This is a genomic window from Mycobacterium lehmannii, from assembly GCF_002245535.1.
In the GTDB taxonomy this organism is placed as follows: domain Bacteria; phylum Actinomycetota; class Actinomycetes; order Mycobacteriales; family Mycobacteriaceae; genus Mycobacterium; species Mycobacterium lehmannii.
In genome coordinates this window covers 41,050-60,255 of record NZ_NKCN01000004.1, presented here as the reverse complement: position 1 = coordinate 60,255, position 19,206 = coordinate 41,050, and the positions used below count along the sequence as shown (strand labels likewise).

At 67.6% G+C, this 19,206-nt stretch carries 20 protein-coding genes; 5 read left to right on the top strand and 15 right to left on the bottom strand.

From position 1 onward, the window contains the following. Positions 1 to 2: 2 nt before the first annotated feature. The 3 genes from CEX87_RS06665 to CEX87_RS06655 all read right to left on the bottom strand — a co-directional run bounded on the left by CEX87_RS06665 (position 3) and on the right by CEX87_RS06655 (position 2,033). Entirely contained in the window at positions 3 to 485 is a 483-nt protein-coding gene (locus tag CEX87_RS06665; RefSeq protein ID WP_064393890.1) for an RDD family protein, read from the bottom strand. Between the two features lie 63 nt (positions 486 to 548). Next, positions 549 to 1,490: a DoxX family protein gene (locus CEX87_RS06660; protein ID WP_064393889.1), complete on the bottom strand. Its 942-nt coding sequence runs from the start codon at positions 1,488 to 1,490 to the stop codon at positions 549 to 551. A gap of 39 nt (positions 1,491 to 1,529) precedes the next feature. Further along, positions 1,530 to 2,033 carry a DUF6328 family protein gene (locus CEX87_RS06655; protein WP_198957170.1) on the bottom strand — a complete coding sequence of 168 codons (504 nt, stop codon included), beginning with the start codon at positions 2,031 to 2,033 and terminating at the stop codon, positions 1,530 to 1,532. Between the two features lie 81 nt (positions 2,034 to 2,114). On the opposite strand from CEX87_RS06655, the gene CEX87_RS06650 reads away from it, so the two are divergent. Both CEX87_RS06650 and CEX87_RS06645 read left to right on the top strand, forming a co-directional pair. Further along, the gene (locus CEX87_RS06650; protein WP_094286587.1) at positions 2,115 to 3,512 is read left to right on the top strand and encodes a xylulokinase; all 1,398 of its coding nucleotides are present in this window, start codon (positions 2,115 to 2,117) and stop codon (positions 3,510 to 3,512) included. Next, on the top strand, positions 3,509 to 4,207 hold the full coding sequence (locus tag CEX87_RS06645) for an MBL fold metallo-hydrolase (RefSeq protein WP_094286520.1): 699 nt from the start codon (positions 3,509 to 3,511) through the stop codon (positions 4,205 to 4,207). Before CEX87_RS06650 ends, CEX87_RS06645 begins: the two co-directional genes overlap by 4 nt. A 28-nt stretch (positions 4,208 to 4,235) precedes the next feature. Here the strand turns inward: CEX87_RS06645 and CEX87_RS06640 are convergent, their stop codons facing one another. Then, positions 4,236 to 4,832, bottom strand: coding sequence for a PaaI family thioesterase (locus tag CEX87_RS06640; RefSeq protein ID WP_094286519.1), 597 nt, complete (start codon positions 4,830 to 4,832; stop codon positions 4,236 to 4,238). 99 nt (positions 4,833 to 4,931) lie between these two features. On the opposite strand from CEX87_RS06640, the gene CEX87_RS06635 reads away from it, so the two are divergent. Further along, positions 4,932 to 5,600 (top strand): PadR family transcriptional regulator, encoded by a 669-nt coding sequence (locus tag CEX87_RS06635; protein WP_094286517.1) that lies wholly within the window; start codon positions 4,932 to 4,934, stop codon positions 5,598 to 5,600. A 4-nt stretch (positions 5,601 to 5,604) separates the two neighbouring features. Here CEX87_RS06635 and CEX87_RS06630 read toward each other — a convergent pair whose 3' ends face one another. Next, positions 5,605 to 7,308 carry a 3-ketosteroid-delta-1-dehydrogenase gene (locus tag CEX87_RS06630; protein ID WP_094286515.1) on the bottom strand — a complete coding sequence of 568 codons (1,704 nt, stop codon included), beginning with the start codon at positions 7,306 to 7,308 and terminating at the stop codon, positions 5,605 to 5,607. Between the two features lie 100 nt (positions 7,309 to 7,408). On the opposite strand from CEX87_RS06630, the gene CEX87_RS06625 reads away from it, so the two are divergent. Together CEX87_RS06625 and CEX87_RS06620 are read left to right on the top strand one after the other, a co-directional pair. Then, positions 7,409 to 8,548: a Rieske 2Fe-2S domain-containing protein gene (locus CEX87_RS06625; RefSeq protein ID WP_064393883.1), complete on the top strand. Its 1,140-nt coding sequence runs from the start codon at positions 7,409 to 7,411 to the stop codon at positions 8,546 to 8,548. Then, entirely contained in the window at positions 8,545 to 8,820 is a 276-nt protein-coding gene (locus tag CEX87_RS06620) for a hypothetical protein (RefSeq protein WP_064393882.1), read from the top strand. Before CEX87_RS06625 ends, CEX87_RS06620 begins: the two co-directional genes overlap by 4 nt. Before the next feature lie 51 nt (positions 8,821 to 8,871). On the opposite strand, the gene CEX87_RS06615 is transcribed toward CEX87_RS06620, so the two are convergent. The 10 genes from CEX87_RS06615 to CEX87_RS06570 form a co-directional block, all read right to left on the bottom strand. Next, on the bottom strand, positions 8,872 to 9,948 hold the full coding sequence (locus CEX87_RS06615) for a hypothetical protein (RefSeq protein WP_064393881.1): 1,077 nt from the start codon (positions 9,946 to 9,948) through the stop codon (positions 8,872 to 8,874). Between the two features lie 117 nt (positions 9,949 to 10,065). Next, on the bottom strand, positions 10,066 to 10,995 hold the full coding sequence (locus tag CEX87_RS06610; protein ID WP_064393880.1) for an alpha/beta hydrolase: 930 nt from the start codon (positions 10,993 to 10,995) through the stop codon (positions 10,066 to 10,068). Then, positions 10,992 to 12,611: an FAD-binding protein gene (locus CEX87_RS06605; RefSeq protein WP_064394175.1), complete on the bottom strand. Its 1,620-nt coding sequence runs from the start codon at positions 12,609 to 12,611 to the stop codon at positions 10,992 to 10,994. Before CEX87_RS06605 ends, CEX87_RS06610 begins: the two co-directional genes overlap by 4 nt. Positions 12,612 to 12,619: 8 nt before the next feature. Continuing rightward, positions 12,620 to 13,411 (bottom strand): SDR family NAD(P)-dependent oxidoreductase, encoded by a 792-nt coding sequence (locus CEX87_RS06600; protein WP_064393879.1) that lies wholly within the window; start codon positions 13,409 to 13,411, stop codon positions 12,620 to 12,622. Positions 13,412 to 13,437: 26 nt separating this feature from the next. Beyond that, positions 13,438 to 14,289, bottom strand: coding sequence for an SDR family oxidoreductase (locus CEX87_RS06595; RefSeq protein WP_064393878.1), 852 nt, complete (start codon positions 14,287 to 14,289; stop codon positions 13,438 to 13,440). 3 nt (positions 14,290 to 14,292) lie between these two features. Continuing rightward, positions 14,293 to 14,781, bottom strand: a complete 489-nt coding sequence (locus CEX87_RS06590; RefSeq protein ID WP_064393877.1) for a nuclear transport factor 2 family protein — start codon at positions 14,779 to 14,781, stop codon at positions 14,293 to 14,295. An 81-nt stretch (positions 14,782 to 14,862) separates the two neighbouring features. Further along, on the bottom strand, positions 14,863 to 15,873 hold the full coding sequence (locus tag CEX87_RS06585) for an acyl-CoA dehydrogenase family protein (protein ID WP_233151305.1): 1,011 nt from the start codon (positions 15,871 to 15,873) through the stop codon (positions 14,863 to 14,865). Beyond that, positions 15,870 to 17,015, bottom strand: coding sequence for an acyl-CoA dehydrogenase family protein (locus CEX87_RS06580; protein ID WP_198957169.1), 1,146 nt, complete (start codon positions 17,013 to 17,015; stop codon positions 15,870 to 15,872). Before CEX87_RS06580 ends, CEX87_RS06585 begins: the two co-directional genes overlap by 4 nt. After that, positions 17,012 to 17,791, bottom strand: coding sequence for a crotonase/enoyl-CoA hydratase family protein (locus CEX87_RS06575; protein ID WP_064393874.1), 780 nt, complete (start codon positions 17,789 to 17,791; stop codon positions 17,012 to 17,014). Before CEX87_RS06575 ends, CEX87_RS06580 begins: the two co-directional genes overlap by 4 nt. Next, positions 17,788 to 19,206 carry an aldehyde dehydrogenase family protein gene (locus tag CEX87_RS06570; protein WP_064393873.1) on the bottom strand — a complete coding sequence of 473 codons (1,419 nt, stop codon included), beginning with the start codon at positions 19,204 to 19,206 and terminating at the stop codon, positions 17,788 to 17,790. Before CEX87_RS06570 ends, CEX87_RS06575 begins: the two co-directional genes overlap by 4 nt.

The following is a 19,206-nucleotide window of genomic DNA, read 5'->3' as shown; positions in this document are numbered from 1 at the left end:
GGTCAGCCCTTGACGACCTGCGTTCCGCCCGCGAGTTCGTCGTGCTTGCCCTGCTTGGTCGGGCTGCCGCTGATGGTCACAGCGATGACGATGATCGCGATGACGCCGAGCAGTCCGCCGACGAACGGGATGATCGGGAGCAGCGTCCACGAGTTGCGAATGGCCGCCTGAGCGGCGGTCGGCTTGGCTGCCCCGCCGGGGCCGCGAACGGTCAGGCCGAGCAACTTCTTGCCCGGAGTCGAGCCCGTACCCGCTTCGAAGGCGAGGAAGTAGACGAACATCAGGCCGCCGGTGAAGAAACCGGTGACCATGATGTTGGAGGCGGAGTCGGTGGCGAAGGCCAACAGCCAACTCACGATTCCGACGAGGATGCCGTCGATGAACCGCGCGAGCCAACGCAGAAGCAGGCCGCCCGGCCGACCGCCGCCCGCGGGGTAGCCGCCGCCGTACTGTCCAGGCTGGGGTCCGAGATTTCCGCTAGTCATCCGAGTCAATGTACCGGCGACCCCGACCGATCAGGGGCGCTTTCCGATCGCTCGGTGGAAACCTCAGCGAAGCTTGCGCTGCTGGCGCTTGGCCTCTTTGCGTGCCTGCTTGCGGGCCGTCTCGGCCTGTTTGCGTGCCGTGTCGGCTTGCTTGCGGGCCGTCTCGGCCAACTCCGTCGCACGTTCGCGCGCCGTCTCGGCCAGTTCGGGCGCGCGGTCGCGGGCGACGTCGGCCCACTCCGAGCTGCGTTCCCGCGCGACGTCGGCGAGTACCGATCCGCGCTTGCGCGCCACCTCAGCGAGTTCGGGCGCGCGGTCGCGGGCGACGTCGGCCAGTTCGGCACCCCGTTTGCGGGCCCGTTCGGCGAGTTCGGGTCCGCGTTCGCGGGCGACCTCGGCCAGTTCGGCGCCGCGCTCGCGGGCGACGTGGGCGAACTCGCGGCCGCGTTCGGCGCCGACCTGCAGGCCGTGACCGACCTTGTCGGCCAACGCGCTGTCGGCGAGAGTGCCACCGGCCGCCGCCCCGACGGGCAACGCCGTGCTGACCGCTTCGGACACCTTGTGGGCCGCCCGTCGACCGCGCCAACCGATCGAGGGTTTGCCCTCGGTGTCGACCGCGGCGATGATCAGCCCACCGATCAAGCTCACGTCGGTGATGAACGCACGCCGTTCTTCGGCCTTGCGTTCGGGGTCTGTCTCACTCCAGAACGTATGTCCGCCAAGGCTGCCCGGTACCACGCTCAGTGCGAGCGCGGCAGAGGCGAGCCGGGGTAGTTTGCCGGTGGCCAGCAGCAGGCCACCGCCGATCTGGACGGCGGCCGTGGCGCGGGCGACGGTCTCGGCGTTGGTCGGAACGTTGGTGCCGACCGGGTCCGGCAGTTTGCTCAGACCCTCCAGCGTCGGGCGTGCGGCGTCGGCCGCGGGTTTCGGGCTGCGTAGGGCCTCGACGCCTCTGGCGATGAAGGCTGCTGACAGCATCGGGCGCGCGATACGTCGAATCAACATGCGCGAGGTGTTCCCAGGCGAACGGGGACGCAAACGTCGTTACGAGGCATCGCGGGGAGTGCGGTGTCGCAGCGGCACGAGATACCAGAACACGATGAGCGCGACCAGCACGCCGCCCCCGGCGATCCATGCCGCCACCCGGTCGGCGACGGCGTCGAAGATGATGGTCGCCACGCCGGCGAGCGCGAAGCCGAGGAGCAGCGTGCCGGTGATGGCGAAGGAGTGCGCCGTCGACACCAACGTCCGCATGCGGTGCCGACGGAACAACAGCCGGTGCATACTCACCGGAGCGATCAGCAGGACCGTCGCCCCGATCGAGCAGGCCACCGTCACCAGGTAGACGGTCCGCATGACACCGTCGAGATCGGAGAAGTGGTCGGTGAACGGCAAGATCAGCAGGAAGCCCGTGAGCAGCTGGACACCCGTCTGAGCCACCCGTAGCTCCTGCAGCAAGCTGGACCAATTGCGGTCCAGCCGTTGGGCTTCCGTCTCGTCGCGGTGGTAACCGTCAGGCCCTGCCAGGTCGGGGCGCTCCGAGTGCACACCTGATTCTGGCAGCCGGCGCCGCGGTTGGTCGATCGAACCGCGGTTTGTGGCCGGCGCTGCCGGAGTAGGTTGGCGAAGGTGGCGCTCGTCGCGGGAATAGATTCATCCACTCAGTCCTGCAAGGTGATCGTCTGTGATGCCGAGACCGGGTCGGTGGTCCGGTCGGGTTCGGCCCCGCACCCGGACGGCACCGAGGTCGATCCCCAGTCGTGGTGGTCGGCTTTGCAGGCCGCTGTCTCGGCGGCGGGCGGGTTGGACGACGTGGCGGCGATCTCGGTGGGGGCGCAGCAGCACGGAATGATCTGCCTGGACGACGACGGGCGGATAGTGCGAGATGCGCTGCTGTGGAACGATGTTCGGTCGAGCGCGGCCGCCGTCGACCTGGTTGATGAGCTGGGCGGCCCGCAGGAGTGGGCCGCGCGTGTGGGCGTGGTGCCGGTCGCGTCGATCACCGCGACGAAGCTGCGCTGGCTTGCCGATGATGAACCCACCCACGCGGAGGCGACCGCGGCGGTGTGTCTTCCACACGATTGGCTCACCTGGCGGCTCAGCGGGTCTTCCGACCTCGGCGACCTCCGCACGGACCGCAGCGACGCCAGCGGTACGGGGTACTTCTCGTCGGCGACCGGCCACTACGACATCGACCTACTCGAGATGGCCATGCGCGGGAGGAGACCACTCGTCCCGCCGGTGCTCGGACCGTCCGCACCGGCCGGGCACTCGACGACGGGCGCGCTGTTGGGCCCGGGCGCGGGCGACAACGCGGCAGCGGCGCTCGGGCTGAGCGCCGGGCAAAGCGATTGCGTCGTGTCGTTGGGAACCTCCGGGGTGGTCAGCGCCGTCGGAACGGTCGCACCTCGGGATCCGGAGGGCATCGTCGCCGGTTTCGCGGACGCCACCGGAAACCAGTTGCCGTTGGTGTGCACCCTCAACGGTGCTCCCGTGCTCGCGGCCGTTGCCAGGATGTTGGCCGTAGAGTTCGACGAACTCGACGGCCTGGCGCTGTCGGCGCGGGCCGGCGCAGACGGGCTCACGCTGGTGCCGTACCTGGAGGGGGAGCGATCACCGAACCTGCCCGCCGCCGCCGGGGCCCTGCACGGCGTGACCACGCGAAACCTCCTGCCCGCCAATGTCGCCCGGGCCGCTGTCGAGGGGTTGTTGTGCTCGATGGCGTACTGCATCGACAAGATCAGGGCGCACGGTGTTCAAGTGCAGCGCATCATGTTGACGGGCGGAGGGGCGCGTTCGGAGGCGGTGCGACAGATCGCGCCAGCGATTCTGGGGACGGCCGTACAGGTGCCCGTACCCGCGGAGTACGTGGCGCTCGGTGCGGCCAGGCAGGCCGCCTGGACCTTGTCGCAGGCGGACGCGGCGCCGACGTGGACGCTTGGTGACACCGCGACCTACCGTGCGGATCCCACACCGTCGGTGCTCGACCAGTATCGAGCAGCGCAGCCGCTTACGTTGGGGCAGTGAACTTTCGATGGGACCGGCTGGCTGACGGGGTGTTTCACACCCGGCTGCCGTTCCTCGATGTCACCGTCGGGTTGGTCGTCGGGCGTGACGGCGGCATGCTGATCGATACGGGCAGCACGCTGACCGAGGGGCGCGCCATCAGCGCCGACGTCACCGAACTCGCCGAACATCAGGTGCGGCATTTACTTCTGACGCACAAACACTTCGATCACGTCCTCGGATCTGGCGTGTTCGTCGGTGCGCAGGTGTACTGCGCACCGCCGGTGGCCGAAACCATGACCACCAGCAAGGACCATCTGCGCGCCGACGCGTTACGGCACGGCGCCGACGGTGACGAGGTGGACGCGGCGATCGGCGCCCTGCGTGAACCCGACCAACAGGTGTGGGAGGCCGTCGTCGACCTCGGCGGACCGACGGTATCGATCAGCCACCCCGGTCGCGGGCACACCGACCACGACCTGATCGCGGCGGTGACGGATCTGAGCCAACCGGTGCTGTTCTGCGGTGACCTCGTCGAGGAGTCCGGGGATCCGTGTGTCGATGAGGATTCCGACCTCGACGCCTGGCCGGCGACGCTCGACCGGTTACTGGCGATCGGAGGCGAGGAGGCGATCTACGTCCCTGGTCACGGCGCCGCCGTCGACGCGCGCTTCATCCGTCGACAACGCGAATGGCTGGCCGACAGAAACCGGTGATGGCTCGAATGCCTGACACAGCGAGGCGTCACGGAACTCGCGGATGGATGAAGACACCGTCGGCTTCGACGGTGACGCCGTCGGCGTCGGCGATATGCCCGACGGCGAACGTCTTCGCACCCTCGATCCGTTCGACCCAGGCCTGCGCGCGCAGCGGGTGCCCGAGCCGGGTCCCGCGCCGGTAGCGCGTGGTCAGCGTGCCCGTCACCGCCGGCTTGCCCGGTTTGTGCGCCGTGGCGCCGAGCACGTGGTCGAGCAACATCGCGCAGACTCCACCGTGGACATGTCCCGGGGGACCCTCGAATGCGGCGCCGAGCGTGAATTCGGCCCAGACTCGGCCGTCGGTGTCGTGGTGGACCACCAGCGGCGGAGCGGACGGGTTGCGCACCCCGATGACGACGTTGCCCCAGACCATCGCCTCGCCGTCGCGGGTGTGTTGCAGACCGAACGAGTCGCCAAGCAGAGATGTACTGAGTTCGTCACTAGCGCAATCGATCCGGTTCTTCACCGCTTCGACGGTCGCTGCATCCGCTGTGGTGCGGATCGTGACGTCGACGAGTCGGCGCACCGCTTGCGCCAAGGGTTCGTACACGGCACGCAGATCGTCGAGTTCGGAGCCGGCCATGGGTTCAGGGTGGGTATACCTCACCGCCTCCGCAAGGCGGTATCCCGGCCAGTGGTGCGTTGGACGAGCGGTTCGAGCTGCCGTTGTTAGGCTGACCGAATGGCGAAAAGCACGTCCGACGCGAAGCCGAATCTGGCTGCGACCAGTTGGGCGTTGCTGGGCATGCTGTCGTACGAACACGAACTGTCGGGCTATGACATCCGCAAGTGGATCGAATGGAGCATGCGGTTCTTCTACGGGAGCCCCGCCTACAGCCAGATCTACTCAGAGCTGAAAAAGCTGGAGCGGGTGGGACTGCTGTCATCGCGCGTCGAGAGCACCGGTGGCACCCGCAACCGTCGGCTGTACAGGATCACCCCGGCCGGACTCGAGGCGGTGCGGAAGTGGGCCAACGAATCTCCGGTCGATCCGCCGGTGCTCAAGCACAACCCGTTGCTGCGCGTGACGTTCGGACATCTCACCGATCCGGCAAGGCTCAAGGAGATTCTGCAGGAGCACGTCGCCTACGCCGATGACATGCAGCGCAAGGCCGCCAAGGACGCCAAGTGGGCAGGCGTGGAGCCGTCATGGGCGTATGCGAAGGTCGCCTTGCAGTGGGCCGAGAGGTATTACGCCGCCGAACGCGAACTCGCGTTGAAGATGCTCAAAGAACTGGACGAGGCCGAAGCCGTCTTCGCCGACGCCGGAATCGAACCGGGCACCCAGATTCCCTGGCCCGCAACCGAATACTGGTACGAGATCGAAAAGAAGGCCGAGGCCGACGACTGATCGGTCACCGGTCGGCGGCGTCCGCGGCGGCGATGTAGCCGTACACCAGACCCTGCGCGATCGTCGCGCCCGCTCCGGGATAGGTGGCACCGAACGCGTTGGCGGCGGTGTTGCCGATCGCATACAACCCGTCGATCGTGCCGCCGTCCTCTCGTAGCACCCGGGCGCGGTCGTCGACGCGCAAGCCGCCACACGTGCCGAGATCGCTCAGCACCATCTTGACGGCGTAGAAGGGTCCGCGATCCAGTGGGCGCAAGTTGGGGTTCGGCGTGACCGTCGGGTCGCCGTAGTAGCGGTCGTAGGCGCTTGCCCCGCGCAGGAAGTCCGGGTCGACACCCGCGCCTGCGTTTTCGTTGAAGCGCTGGACGGTCGAGGTGAGGGCCGACCCGTCGAGGTTCATCTTGGGTGCGAGTTCGGCGATCGATTCGGCGCGGTGCGCGATGCCGGCGTCATACCAGCGCTTGGGTATCGCCATCCGTGGGAACAACTCGGCGGCAAAGACATAGCTGTTGCGATAGCCCTGATCGAACACGATCCACATCGATTCGACCGGATTGCCCGCACGTTCACGCTCGAGGAGCCGCTGTCCGAACGTCATGTAGTCGGTCGCCTCGTTGACGAACCGACTTCCGGTCTGGTCGACGATGATCGATCCGGGAAGCGACCGCTCCGCCAGCATCACCTTGGGCTCTGCACCGGGCAGTGCGGCGACGGCGGGGAACCACCACGCCTGATCCATCAGATCGGTTGCAGCGCCGACGTCCTGGGCGAGGCGGATGGCATCGCCGGTGTTCGTTTCGGCCCCGAGGCTGGCATGCTCGCCGAGAAATTCCGATTGGAATTTCCACCGCATGTCCATCTGGTGGTCGAAACCACCCGCCGCGAGCACGACACCGCGGCGCGCGGACACGGTGACGTTCGCGCCCGCATGGCTCAGCACCACGCCGCTCACCCGATCGCCGTCGGCGACGAGCCGGAGCAGCGTGGTGTCGGTCCAAACGGGGATGCCCGCGCGCAAGACACCGGCGAAAAGACCGGCGGCCAGCGCCTGACCCCCGGCGACGTAACGCCGCTTGAGCAGCAGACCACCCACACCCTGGCCGAGGCGCTTGGCGATGACCGGCAGACCCTTTCGCGGCATCCGCGACATCAAGTTCAGCCATCGATAATCGGCGCCGGTGGTGGGGATCGGAACCTTGGCCTCCATCACGCCGGGCCGCAGGCGCGGTCGGTACCGGCCCAGAATCGCCGAATCGAGGGGACGGCATTCGCACGTGCGGCCGACGGCGGTGCCGCCGGGCGCCTCGGGGTGGTAGTCCGAGTACTCCTTCGCCCAGAACAGCCGCATCGGCGTTGTACGCCGCAGAAGCTCGACGGTTGCGCCGATGTGGGCTACGAATGCGTCCGAGCGCTGGGAGGACGCGGTCCCGTCGACCACGGCGTCGAGATAGGTCTTGGCCCGCTCCGCGGTGTCGGCGCCGCCGTCGCCGTTGATCACCGTGCTGGCAGGCAGCCACAACGCCCCGCCGGACCTGGCGGTGGAACCTCCGACATAGGTCGATTTCTCGACGATGAGCACGGACAGGCCGCGCTCATGAGCGGCAAGGGCTGCCGCCATACCGGTGCCGGAACCGACCACCACCAGATCGACGGTCGTATCGGTTACGGGCAGGCCCTCCGGGATCGTCGCCGCGTGCGCGCTGTTCACAAGCCATCAACGTAGAGCGGATGGCAGCGGGCCGGTATCGATGTCCTGATGAGCGGAACAGAACCGTGAACAGGGCCGGTGGGGCTGCTAGAACAGCGGTATGACGATGGACACCGACATCGAGGTCCGCCAGATCGAGGCCGAGGCCGCGCCGTCGCGGTTCGCCCGAGGCTGGCACTGCCTAGGTCTGGTCAGAGAGTTCGGTGACGGTAAGCCGCACCAGGTCTACGCATTCGGCAAGAAGCTGGTGGTGTTCCGCGGCGGCGACGGCCGCCTCAACGTCCTCGACGGGTACTGCCGCCACATGGGCGGCGACCTGAGCCAGGGCGAGGTCAAGGGCGACGAGATCGCGTGCCCGTTCCACGACTGGCGCTGGGGCGGTGACGGTCGGTGCAAGAAGGTGCCCTACAGCAAGCGAGTGCCGCGGCTGGCCCGCACCGCGACCTGGACCACGCTCGAACAGGACGGCATGCTGTTCATCTGGAACGACCCGGAGGGCAACCCCCCGCCGCCGGAGGTCACGATCCCGCGCATCGAGGGCGCCACAAGCGACGAGTGGACCGACTGGCACTGGTATACGACCGTGGTCAACACGAACTGCCGCGAGATCATCGACAACGTCGTCGACATGGCCCACTTCTTCTACATCCACGGCTCGCTGCCGACGCACTTCAAGAACATTTTCGAAGGCCATGTCGCGACCCAGTACATGAACAGCGCGGGCCGGCCCGATCTCGGCGAGCCGGGGCCGACGCAGATGCTCGGAACCACCTCGGTCGCATCGTATTTCGGGCCGTCCTTCATGATTGACGACCTGACGTATCACTACACCGACGTCGATCACAAGACGGTGCTGATCAACTGTCACTATCCGATCGACCAGAACTCCTTCGTGCTGCAGTACGGGATCATCGTCAAGAAGTCCGAGAACCTGCCCGAGGACCTCGCGATGCAAACGGCGATCGGTCTCGGCGACTTCGTGAAGATGGGTTTCGAGCAGGACGTCGCCATCTGGAAGAACAAGGCGCGCATCGACAATCCGCTCCTGTGCGAGGAGGACGGGCCCGTCTACCAACTGCGTCGTTGGTACGAGCAGTTCTACGTCGACGTCGCCGACGTGACGCCGGACATGGTGGACCGCTTCGAATACGAGATCGACACCACCCGGCCGCGCGAGGAATGGATGAAGATCGTCGAGGCCAATATCGCCGCACGGGACGCCGTCACGAGCGCGGGATGAGCGTCCGCCAGGACAACCGACTCGCCGACGCGCCGATGACCTCGGTGATGTGCCGACTCTGCGCGGCAACCGTTTTGGTGCGCAAGAGCACCTGGCAGCAGACCAGCGTGCAGTGGGACGCCGAGGCCGCCCGAAAGTGCCACCAGCGCCGCGACGCCGAGGCCATCCACGCGCACGACGGTAGGCCGTTCCTGGTCTGCTTCGAACTGCGGGATTCGATCGAGGAGGCGGCGCGCCGCGGGGCGTTGCCGATCGTCGACGAAGCAGTGTGATTTCGGTGCGCTACCGATCGCTGAGCGACTGATAGCGCACCGAAACCGCCCCTAGGTCAGCTGGAACTCCGACAGGGGAGCTTCCTTCGGGTACTCCGCCGGCCCGCCGAGGTCGTAGACCGCGTTCAGCGCCGCGATGAACTCCGGATCGTGCAGAGGCTCGCTCGGCACGTCGAGCTTGATGCCCTTGGAGTGCACATCGTCGACGAGCATGTCGATCGCCTTGTCGATGGTCAGATCGTCGCTGCCGTCCATGTTCTTCTTGAGCTCGTCGAAGTCGGTGAACACCTCCGCCGACCAGTGCACCAGGAACCGCAGTTCGTCGGTGTGGTGGCGGGCGATCACGTCGTCGCCGTTCTTCAGCAGCCAGAAGTCGCGGTCCGACGGATCCCCGGTGAACACCGTGTCGAACGCCAGTCCCGCGGGGGTCTGTTGATCGAGCGGCCCGTTGGCCTCGCCGCGGTGCACCATCATCTCGTTCTGCACGAGCACACCGCGGTTGTAGACCGGCGGCAGCAGGCGTTTCGGCGGCTTGAGAGGGCCCTCGGGCCAGTAGGTGAAACCGCTGCCCTCGTCGAGCGAGAACCACGTGATGACCTGAGCCATCTTGATGAGGTAGTCGCGGAACAGCCCGGACTTGCCCATGACGCTGGTCAGCCAGGTGGGAGCGTTCTCGTGGCGCACGCCGCGGAAGCTGGGGGAGTCCAGGTGGCCGGGATCGCGGTTGGCGCAGGGGCCGTTGATGTTGAACAGCATCATCTCGGGCTTGGCGTAGTCGGCGTTCCAGTAGCTCTTGGCGTACTCGACGAAGCGCTGGTTGTAGAAGCAGTCGTGCAGCTCGGGATAGAGCACCGTGCCGTAGTTGGCCAGATAACCGCGGAACGTCGCGGTGAGGAACAGGTCCAGCGAGGGGGTGAAGCCCTCGGGGAACAACCCGCTCATGGTGGCCATCAGTTCTTCGGCCGACGCGAAGTGCTGGGCGATGATCAGCTTCCACGGCCCCTGGGTGCGCACCACGTCGAGGAGGCGCTCCCGCTGGTCGTCGGTATAGAGGTTGTCGATCTCGCGGGGCGGTGAAGCGGGCCGCAGGACGTCGGACAACTCCATCCGCTGCTCTTGGGTGAGCATGTTCTCTCCTACTCTCGAGGTCGGCATCTCATGCCGGTCGCTTGGCCAATTCTGGTGTTGTGGCCCGCAAGTGGCCGCGTGCCTGTCCGGTCATCGGGACATCTGTTTTCCGCTCGATCAGAAGGGCAGCGGATGGGCGAACTTCGCGCGTAGCAGTGCGCCGATCTCGGCAACCGCCAGTCGCCCACGGGCCGTCGCCTCTGAACGCATCAGGAACCCGTGGTAGATGCCGGGGTAGCGGGTGACCGTCGTCTGTACTCCCGCGTCGCGCAACCGGTCCGCGTAGCGCTCGCCCCAGTCGCGGATCGGATCGGCTTCGGCGGTGACGACGATGGCCTGCGGCAGGTCCGACAGATCTTGTGCGCGTGCGGGAATCGTGTACGGGCGCTCCGGACCGTCGGCCAGCTCGTGCATGTATTCGATGTCGACGACGCTAAGCATCGGCGCCTCGGGCATGGCTCGGATCGACGGGGCCCCGAGATCCTTGTCAACGCCCGGATACATCAGGATCTGGGCGAACAGGGCCGGCCCACCGCGGTCACGGGCGGCCAATGCGACGCCGGCCGCCAGTGTGCCCCCCGCGCTGTCGCCGGCCACCGCGACGCGGGTGCTGTCAATGCGGAGGTCATCGGCGTGTTCGGCGACCCAACGGGTCGCGGCGTAGGCGTCGTCGAACTGGGCCGGGGGTGCCGCTTCGGGGGCCAGGTGGTAGTCGACGGACACCACAGTGGCGTGGGAGTGGTGGGCGAGGTTGCGCGCCAACGGTTCGAACGAATGGTTCGAGCCCAGGACCATCCCGCCGCCGTGAAAGTAGACGACCGCGGGGGCGCCGCTTTCGGTCGACGGTCGGTAGATGCGCAGGGGGATCTCCCCGACGGGTCCCTCGATGATCCGATCCTCGACATCGGCCATCTCCGGCATTTCGGGCAGCGGCGCGGATTCCAAAGCGTCACGCACCGCGTCGAGTCCACGCTCCCGCATCGGCGCCACGTCCCCGAACTGCGCAACCCGCGCCGCGGCGTCGGGATCCAGGCAGTAGTGCGTCACAGGCGATCTCGATCACTCGAGACCGACCGTAGCGTGTCCGACGCGTGCGCCCCTGCGCGCCGTCCGCTGAAAATGCAGTCCGCGATGGACAACCCGCTGACATAGCTGTTGGAGCAGATACCGACCGCATTGCGACCCGCGGCGTAGAGGCCGGCCACGGTTCCACCGTCACGATGGGCGACTTCGCCGGTGTGTTCATCGACGATGAGGCCGCCGAGTGTCAGCCCGGGGATCGGGTAGAACATCGACGAGTCCGCAGAGATGTTGATCGAGTAGAACGGCGGGGTTGTCAGCGGGGGACACAGATCCGGCTCTTTGTGCGCGGGGTCGCCCGCGCCGCCGGCAATGCCGCGGTTGTACTCCTCGACAGTGCGGCGCAGACCCGTCGGATCGATCCCGTTCTTGCGCGCGATCTCCTCCACCGTCGACGCCTTGCGGTGTCCGACCGTCAACAGGTACATCAATTGCAGGCGCTGGAAGAGCTGTGTCTGCGTTCGAATCTGGGTCTTTACTTTCCTCCAGGTCGGGGCGTCGTAGATGGCCCAGCCCGCGCCGCCGAACTCGCGCATCATCACATTGCCGTGCGTCGCGCCGTAGAGGTCTTCATTGGCGATGCGTCGGCCGTCCCGGCCCACGGTGAGACCTTCGAGAAATGCGCTCGGTGGCGACAGAAAACGCCAGGCCGTGATGTTGCCCATCTTGTCGGTCATGCCGCCGGCCTCGACTCCCAGCGCGATACCTGAGCCGTCGTCGCCGGGGGTGCCGAGCGGCGAGATCTTCATGAACTCCGGAGCGTGTTCGGCCATCCACTCACGGTTGTGAATGAAACCGCCGGCGGCCAGTATCACTGACCGTGCGGATGCCTCGCCGTCCACGGCGGCGTCGGACCACAGCGTCTCGGCGCGCTCGACCACGCCCTTGACCAGGCCGGGCAGCCAGGTGCCTGCCTTTCCGGTGAGCTTGGTCAGAACGCGGTGCTTGCGCGCGTCGGGATGGTTCGTCGGCATCGCGCGGTACCGGACCCCGCGGATCCGCCCGTGGTCATCGGCGATGAGTTGATGCACTCGGCACAACGGAATGAATTCGACGCCTTTGGCTTTCGCCGAACGGCGCAGGTTCTCGAACAGCACCTTGCCCGAGCTCATACCCGGAGCCACCACGCGGTGCCCGCGCGGCACGGGCCGCGTGTGCCGCGCGTAGGGATGGGCCTTCTCGTTGCCGGAGTAGTAGAGGTAGAAATCGTCGGTCGGATACGACGTCTTGTATGAGGACACGGGACCGCCGCGGAACCCGACCCCTTGACTCTTGAGCCACTCGATCAGATCCGGGCTCTGTTCGCAGAACCTCCGAAGGGTTTCACTGCTGACCGCGTCGCCGACCTCCTGTTCGAGATACGCCCGCATGTCCGCGACGCTGTCGTCGTATCCGCCGGCCCGCTGTTCGGCCGTACCCGCGCCCGCGTAGACGATCCCGCCCGACAAGGCAGTCGCGCCGCCGCCATACCCCCGATCCAGCACCAGGACGCGCGCTCCGCGATCGGCAGCCTCGATCGCGGCGGCGGCGCCGGCAGCACCGAACCCGACAACGATGACGTCGTACTCGGTTTCAGCTGCCATGTTCAGCCTCACAGAACCGACTTGATCTGCTTGGCGACCAACCGGGTAGCGCGCTTCGCCGACAGCCGGGCCAAGATGTCGAGGGCCAATGCGTCCGTGCCGATCAGGACTCGGAAGCGGTCACGGGCGATTCCGTCGACAATCTTCTTGCCTGCGGCTTCGGCGGTGGCAGAACGAACCTTCTTGTCACCGGCGTCGAGCATCGCCACCCCGGAGTTCCCCGTCAGGTTGGTGTCGATGTTGCCCGGAAACACCGTCACCACATGGACATTGGTGTCGCACAGTTCGGCGTAGAGACCCTCGCTGAACTGCTTCACCGCCCCTTTACTCGCGCTGTAGAGCGTTTGGCTGGCGAACGGCAACAGCGCGGAGAGACTCGACATGTTGGTGATGTTCGCCTCCGGCCGCGTCAGCAGGGACGGCAGGAAGGCGCGGCACATCCGCACTGTGGCATCGAAGTTGACGGCCATGATGCGGTCGGTCTCATCTGGGGAGAGCTCGGAAAAGGGGGCGAATCGGTGGATGACGCCGGCGATGTTGACCAGTCCGTCGATCTGTCCGTGCGCCTTCGCCACCGCATCGGGTAGTGCGGCGACCGCCTCGTCGTCGGTGAGGTCGAGAACATGCGTGGACATCGGGATGCCGGTGATGCTCGCGAGTTCCGCCGTACCAGCCAGGCCGACCGAGTCACGGTCGACCGCAGCAATGCGTGCGCCGCGGCGGGCGAGTCCAAGCGCGACTTGCCTGCCCATACCATTGCCGGCGCCGGTCACCACGAACACCTTGTCGGCGATCTGCACGTCGACCTTCCTTCAATCGAATTCCGTCAATGCCGAGTGGGGTCGAACCGCCGCTTGGCGCGCAGGGCCGGCGCCCGGCGCGACGCCAGGACTTCGGCGCGCTCCGCCATGGCGTTGCCGACGTAATCGGGTTGGGTGAGCAGATAGAACTCGCCGGCCGCGGCCTGTTCGAAGACCACTCGCGCCGCTTCGACCGGATCCATTGCCTCGGCCTTGATGTCGAGCATTGCGGTCCGCTGCGCTTCGGCGGCCCCGACGTCGCCGTCGTCGACGCCGCCGGCGGCCTCGAAGATGTTCGACTTCACGGCGCCCGGCAGCACAGCCTGCACGTGGATCCGGTCGGCGTGGCCGGCCAATTCGACCTCCAGTCGCAGGCATTCGGTCAGCGCCAGCACCGCATGCTTGCTCACGATGTAGGGCGCCTGCAGCGGTACGACGGCGACGCCGCCGATCGACGACAGGTTCCACACCCACGACGGGGAGTCCGCGGCGATCATGCGCGGCAGGAACGCGCGGACGCCGTAGAACACGCCGCTGACATTGATGTCCACCAGCCGGTCCCAATTGGCGACGGGGGTGTCCCACAGATATCCGAACTGCTCGACACCGGCGTTGTTGACCAGCAGCCGGACCGGGCCGATCTCCGAGTACACCTGTGCGGCAAGGCCTTCGAGCGCCTCGGGATCACGCACATCGCACACCAGGTCCACCGAGCCCGCGAGCTCGCCGCGAAGCGCCGCGATCGCCGAGGCGTCGATGTCGACCAGTACGACGGTCATGCCCAGCGCGGCGGCATGGCGTGCCAGCCCCGCGCCTATCCCGTTGCCGGCGCCGGTGATGACCGCGACACCACCGCCGAACGTCGCGCGTGCGTCCACGCGTTACGAGGCGGTCGAGGCGGTGGCGGTCTTGGCGGCGTGCTCGGAGAACGTGACGGAGTCCTCGGCGTCGAGGATCACGGTCATCGACGTGAACACCAGGCCGTCGCCGGCGCGGCGGATGCCGACGTCGACCACGCCGCTGGAGACGTCGAACGGGACGTTGTTCGTCACCTGGTTCACGTACAGGTAGAAGCGCGCGGTGGTGACGTCCCCGTCGACGCCGGTGCGGAAGACGTTGGTGGCGTGGTGGCGCAGCGGGTAGGGATTCTCGTTGCGGTGCTGGGTCAACCACGCCAAGGTCTCGTCCTTACCGTGCAACTCGGCGGCCAGCAGCTCCTCGAACGGGCAGTTCCCGGAATCGGACCGGCTCAGGTATTCCATCTCGTCGCCGAGCCGGGCCCCGAGTTCGGCGAAATGACCCTGGTCGTAGTGGTACCAGAAGGCGGCGATGAACTCCTGGACCTCGGACAGCGTGATCTCGTTGCTCATGGGTGCGAGTCAACCGTCGCCGACCGGGACGTGGCGCGGTGATGCCCGGTCAGTGGAACACCGCGCGGGCGGGCGGCCGGATCAGTCGACGATCAGGCTCCACACGTCCGCTCCGGCGGCCAGGGTCGCGTCGGTGACCCGTTCGTCCCAATAGCGCACCGACCCGAATTCGGATCGCCATGCGAGCGCGGCCCGGGTGAACTCGTGCAACCGGTGCTCGAGGGTGGTACCGATCGCGCCGTGCACCTGGTGGGCGTTGCGCACCACGACCGACGTGGCATGACCGACGCAGGAGCGTGCCGCCGCGACGCGGAAGGCGAGGTTGCCCGTCGACCAACCGTTCGTGACGGCCGTCGTCAGCGCACCCTCGGTGGCCGCCCGCGCCAACGCCGCTTCGGCGGCGGAGTCGGCGATCAGGTGCTGGACGGCCTGGAAGCGGGACAGGGGCCGGCCGAACTGGATTCGCGACGCGGCGTGTTCGACCGACGACAGCACGATCCGGTCAAGCGCCGCGCACACCTGGATCGCCCGCACCAGCGCGGCTTTGTGCCACAGTTCGGCCACCAGATCGGAGGTCACCGGGACACTGTCGAGCGCGGCGACGTCGGCCTCGACGGAGTCGCGGGGTTCACCGATCGCGTTGCTGCCGGCCGTGATCGAGAGTGCGGCGGCGTCGATGTCGGCGACGCGATGGCCGTCGCCATCGCGCCAGACGACGACCACCCGGTCACTGGCCGCGGCCCAGGGGACACCTTCGGCAGTTCCGTCCTCGCCGAGCAGGCACACGGTGCGCACCGCGTCGTCGCCGCCCATTCCATTCGCCTCGAGCAGCCAGCAGGCCAGTAGGTCGTGTTCGGCCAACGGTGTTCGCACCGCGTTGCGGGCGGCGGCCGCCAGCAGTTCGGCGGCTTCGAACCAGCCCGCTCCGCTGCCGCCCGACTCCTCGGCGCCGGTCAGTCGGACCAGGCCCAGTTCGTCGAGGCGCCGCCACAACTCCGTGTCCCGTTCGACCGTCTTCGCGGGCGGGTGGGCGTCGCGGTACTCGGCGAAGACCGCGTCCATCATCTCGACCAGTGCTGGATCGACGGTCATCGCAGCCCCAATCCTCGCGCGATCACGCCGCGCAACACCTCGTTGGTGCCGCCGCGCAGCGTGAAGCCGGGACGCTGATCCACGGCTCGCGAAACCAGTTCGGCAAGGTCGGGATTCGTGGTCGCGTCGGTCAGCGTGTCGGCGAGGTCGGCGATGTCGCCCTCGGTGGTGGTGCCGAGCACCTTGACCACCGCCGCGGGAACATCGGCGGGCTCGCGCCTCTCCAGTGCGCCCGCGACGGCGGCCGACATCTGGTGCAGTCCGGCGGTTCGGGCGATAAGGCGGCCGAGTCCGGCGTCCCGCGAAAGCTCCTGTGCGGCCATCTTTTCGCCGCACATCCGTAACAGCACGAAGGTGGACAGGAACCGTTCGGGTCCGCTGCGCTCGAAGGCCAGCTCCGAGGTGACCTGGCGCCAGCCCGCACCGATCTCACCGAACACCATGTCGTCGGGGACGAAGGTGCCGTCGAGGATCACTTCGTTGAAGTGGTGTGCGCCGTTCATCGAGACGACGGGGCGGATGTGCACACCCGGTCCGCGTAGGTCGACGATGAACTGACTCAACCCGGCGTGGCGGTTGTCCGGATCGACCGGGGCCGTGCGGGCCAACGCGATGAACGCATGCGCGTAGTGCGCCCCCGACGTCCACACCTTCGTCCCCGACAGCGACCAACCGCCGTCCACCTGGACCGCCTTCGTGCGCACGCTCGCGAGATCGGAGCCGGAATCGGGTTCGCTCATGCCGATGCCGAAGAAGCACTCACCGCGCACGATCCGCGAAAGGAACTCCCCCTTCTGTAATTCCGTGCCGTACTTGAGCAACGACGGCACGATCTGCCGGTCGGCGATCCAGTGCGCCGCCACCGGTGCGCCCGCGGCGAGCAATTCCTCGGTCACCGCGAACCGTTCGACGAAGGAGCGTCCGTGTCCGCCGTACTCGACCGGGACCGTCATCCCGAGATAGCCCTGTGCGGCAAGCGCTTTGGTGAAGTCTTCGTCCCATCCCGTCAGCCACGCGTCGACCGACGGCGTGAAAGCACCCGCGGCACGCTGCTCGGCGAGGAACTCTCGTACCTCGGCTCGCAGGGCCGCGGTCGCAGCAGCGTCGACGGCCGCCGGGGGAACCAGGCGGGGGAGCGTCACGGAGCGGTCCGCCATCGGCTGATGCGCTGTTCGTGTTCCGGGTCGCGGTGGGCCAGCGGCTGCATGGCCGCGGCCATGGCCAGCGTGGAGTCCAGCGAGCCGGCCCGCGATTCCTGCAGCAGACGTTTGGCCATCCGCAGCGCGTGAGCGGGGTTCTTCGTGATCCGCTCGGCCAAGGCGAGCGCCTCCGTGAGCAGGTCGTCGTGCGGCACCACGCGGGTGACCATGCCCCACTCCAGGGCGGTGGCCGCATCGATGCGGTCGCCGGTGAACGTCATCTCGGCGGCGCGCTCGTAACCGATCGCCCTGGGCAGGAACCAGGTGCCGCCGTCGCCCGGGATGATGCCGATCTGCACGAAGCTCTCGGCGAACGACGCCCGCTCGGAGGCCACGCGGATGTCGCACATCATGGCGAGGTCGCAGCCCGCTCCCACGGCGGGACCGTTGACCGCGGCGATCAGCGGGACCTCCAGGCGGCCGAGTGCGCGGGGAATGCGCTGGATCCCGTCGACGTAGGCACGCCGCTGATCGAGGGCGTCGAGGCCGAACATCCCGGTGCGGTCGGCCATCTCCTTGACGTTGCCGCCCGCGGAGAAGATCTTGCCCGCGCCCGTCAGGATCACCGCGCGCACGTCGAGGTCCGCGTTGGCGGCGTCGACGGCGGCCTCGAACGCCGAGATGAAGCCCTTGTCGGTGATCGCGTTGCCGACCTCGGGCAGGTCGATGGTCCACGTCTGTGTCGCACCGTGAGCGGCGATGTTCAGCGGTGTGCTCATGACGGCAACTGTAGGGACTTGGTCTGCAGGAATTCCTCGAACCCCGCGCGGCCGAGTTCCCGGCCGACGCCGGACTTCTTGTAGCCGCCGAACGGCGCGACGGGGTTGTACACGCCGCCGTTGACGTCGAGCTGTCCGGTCTGCACGCGCTTTGCGAAAGATATGGCGGTGTCGAGGTCGGGACCCCACACTGCGCCCGCGAGCCCGTAGGGCGTGCCGTTGGCGATGCGTAGGGCGTCGTCTTCGTCCCGGAACGGGATCACCGCGAGCACCGGCCCGAACACTTCCTCCTGACCCAGCTCGGAGTCGGGGTCGACGTCGGCGAACACGGTCGGGGCGACGTAGTAGCCGGTGTCGCGGACCGATTCGGATCCGCCCGTGAGCAGGCGGGCGCCGTCGCGGCGCGCGCGGTCGATGAACCCACGCACGGACTCGAACTGCGCGGCGGAAGCCAGGGGGCCGATCCGGGTGTCGGGGTCGGACGGGTCGCCGACGGTGTACTTGGCGGCGGCGGCCTTGATCAGTTCGAGGGCCTCGTCGTAGCGCGAGCACGGCACCAGCATCCGGGTCCACGCCATGCAGGTCTGCCCGCCGTTGAGGAACGCATTGCCCACACCGACCTTCACCGCGGTGGTGAGGTCGGCGCCGTCGAGGATGACGTTGGCGGACTTGCCCCCGAGTTCGAGGGCGACCTTCTTCACCGAGCCGGCGGCGAGCTCGGCGACCCGGCGACCGACGGCGGTCGAGCCGGTGAACGACACCACGTCGACGTCGGGATGCGACGCGATGCGCTCACCCACCACGGATCCGCGCCCCGACACCAGGTTCACCACACCGTCGGGAAGTCCGGCCTCCTCGACCGCTTCGATGAACTCGAACACCGACAGCGGTGCCTCGTTGCTCGGCTTGAGGACGACGGTGCAGCCCGCGGCGATGGCGGGCAGCACCTTGGCCACCACCTGATAGAGCGGATAGTTCCACGGGGTGATGGCGCCGACGACGCCGTACGGCTCGCGCAGCACCAACGAGTTGCCCACGCGCTCTTCGAATTCGAAGGACTCGAGGACGTCGGCGAAACCGCGTGCCACCGCCAGTGGCACCTTGGTCTGAACCCCCTGCGCCACACGCAGCGGCGCGCCCATCTCCCGGCTGATGGTCTCGGCGATGTCGGGCAGCCGCTTCTCCATCGCGGCGATCACCCGGGCCAGCCGGTCACTGCGCTCGGCGCGGGTGATCAGCGGATCGAAGGCTCGGCGGGCGGCGGCCACGGCCGCGTCCACGTCGGCGACCGATCCGTTGGGCACACAGCCGATCACCTTCTCGGTGGCGGGGTGGACGACGTCGATCACGTCGGCCGCCGACGGTGTCATCCACTGCCCGTCGATGAACAGCGTCTTGCGGGTGTAGTCGTGCAT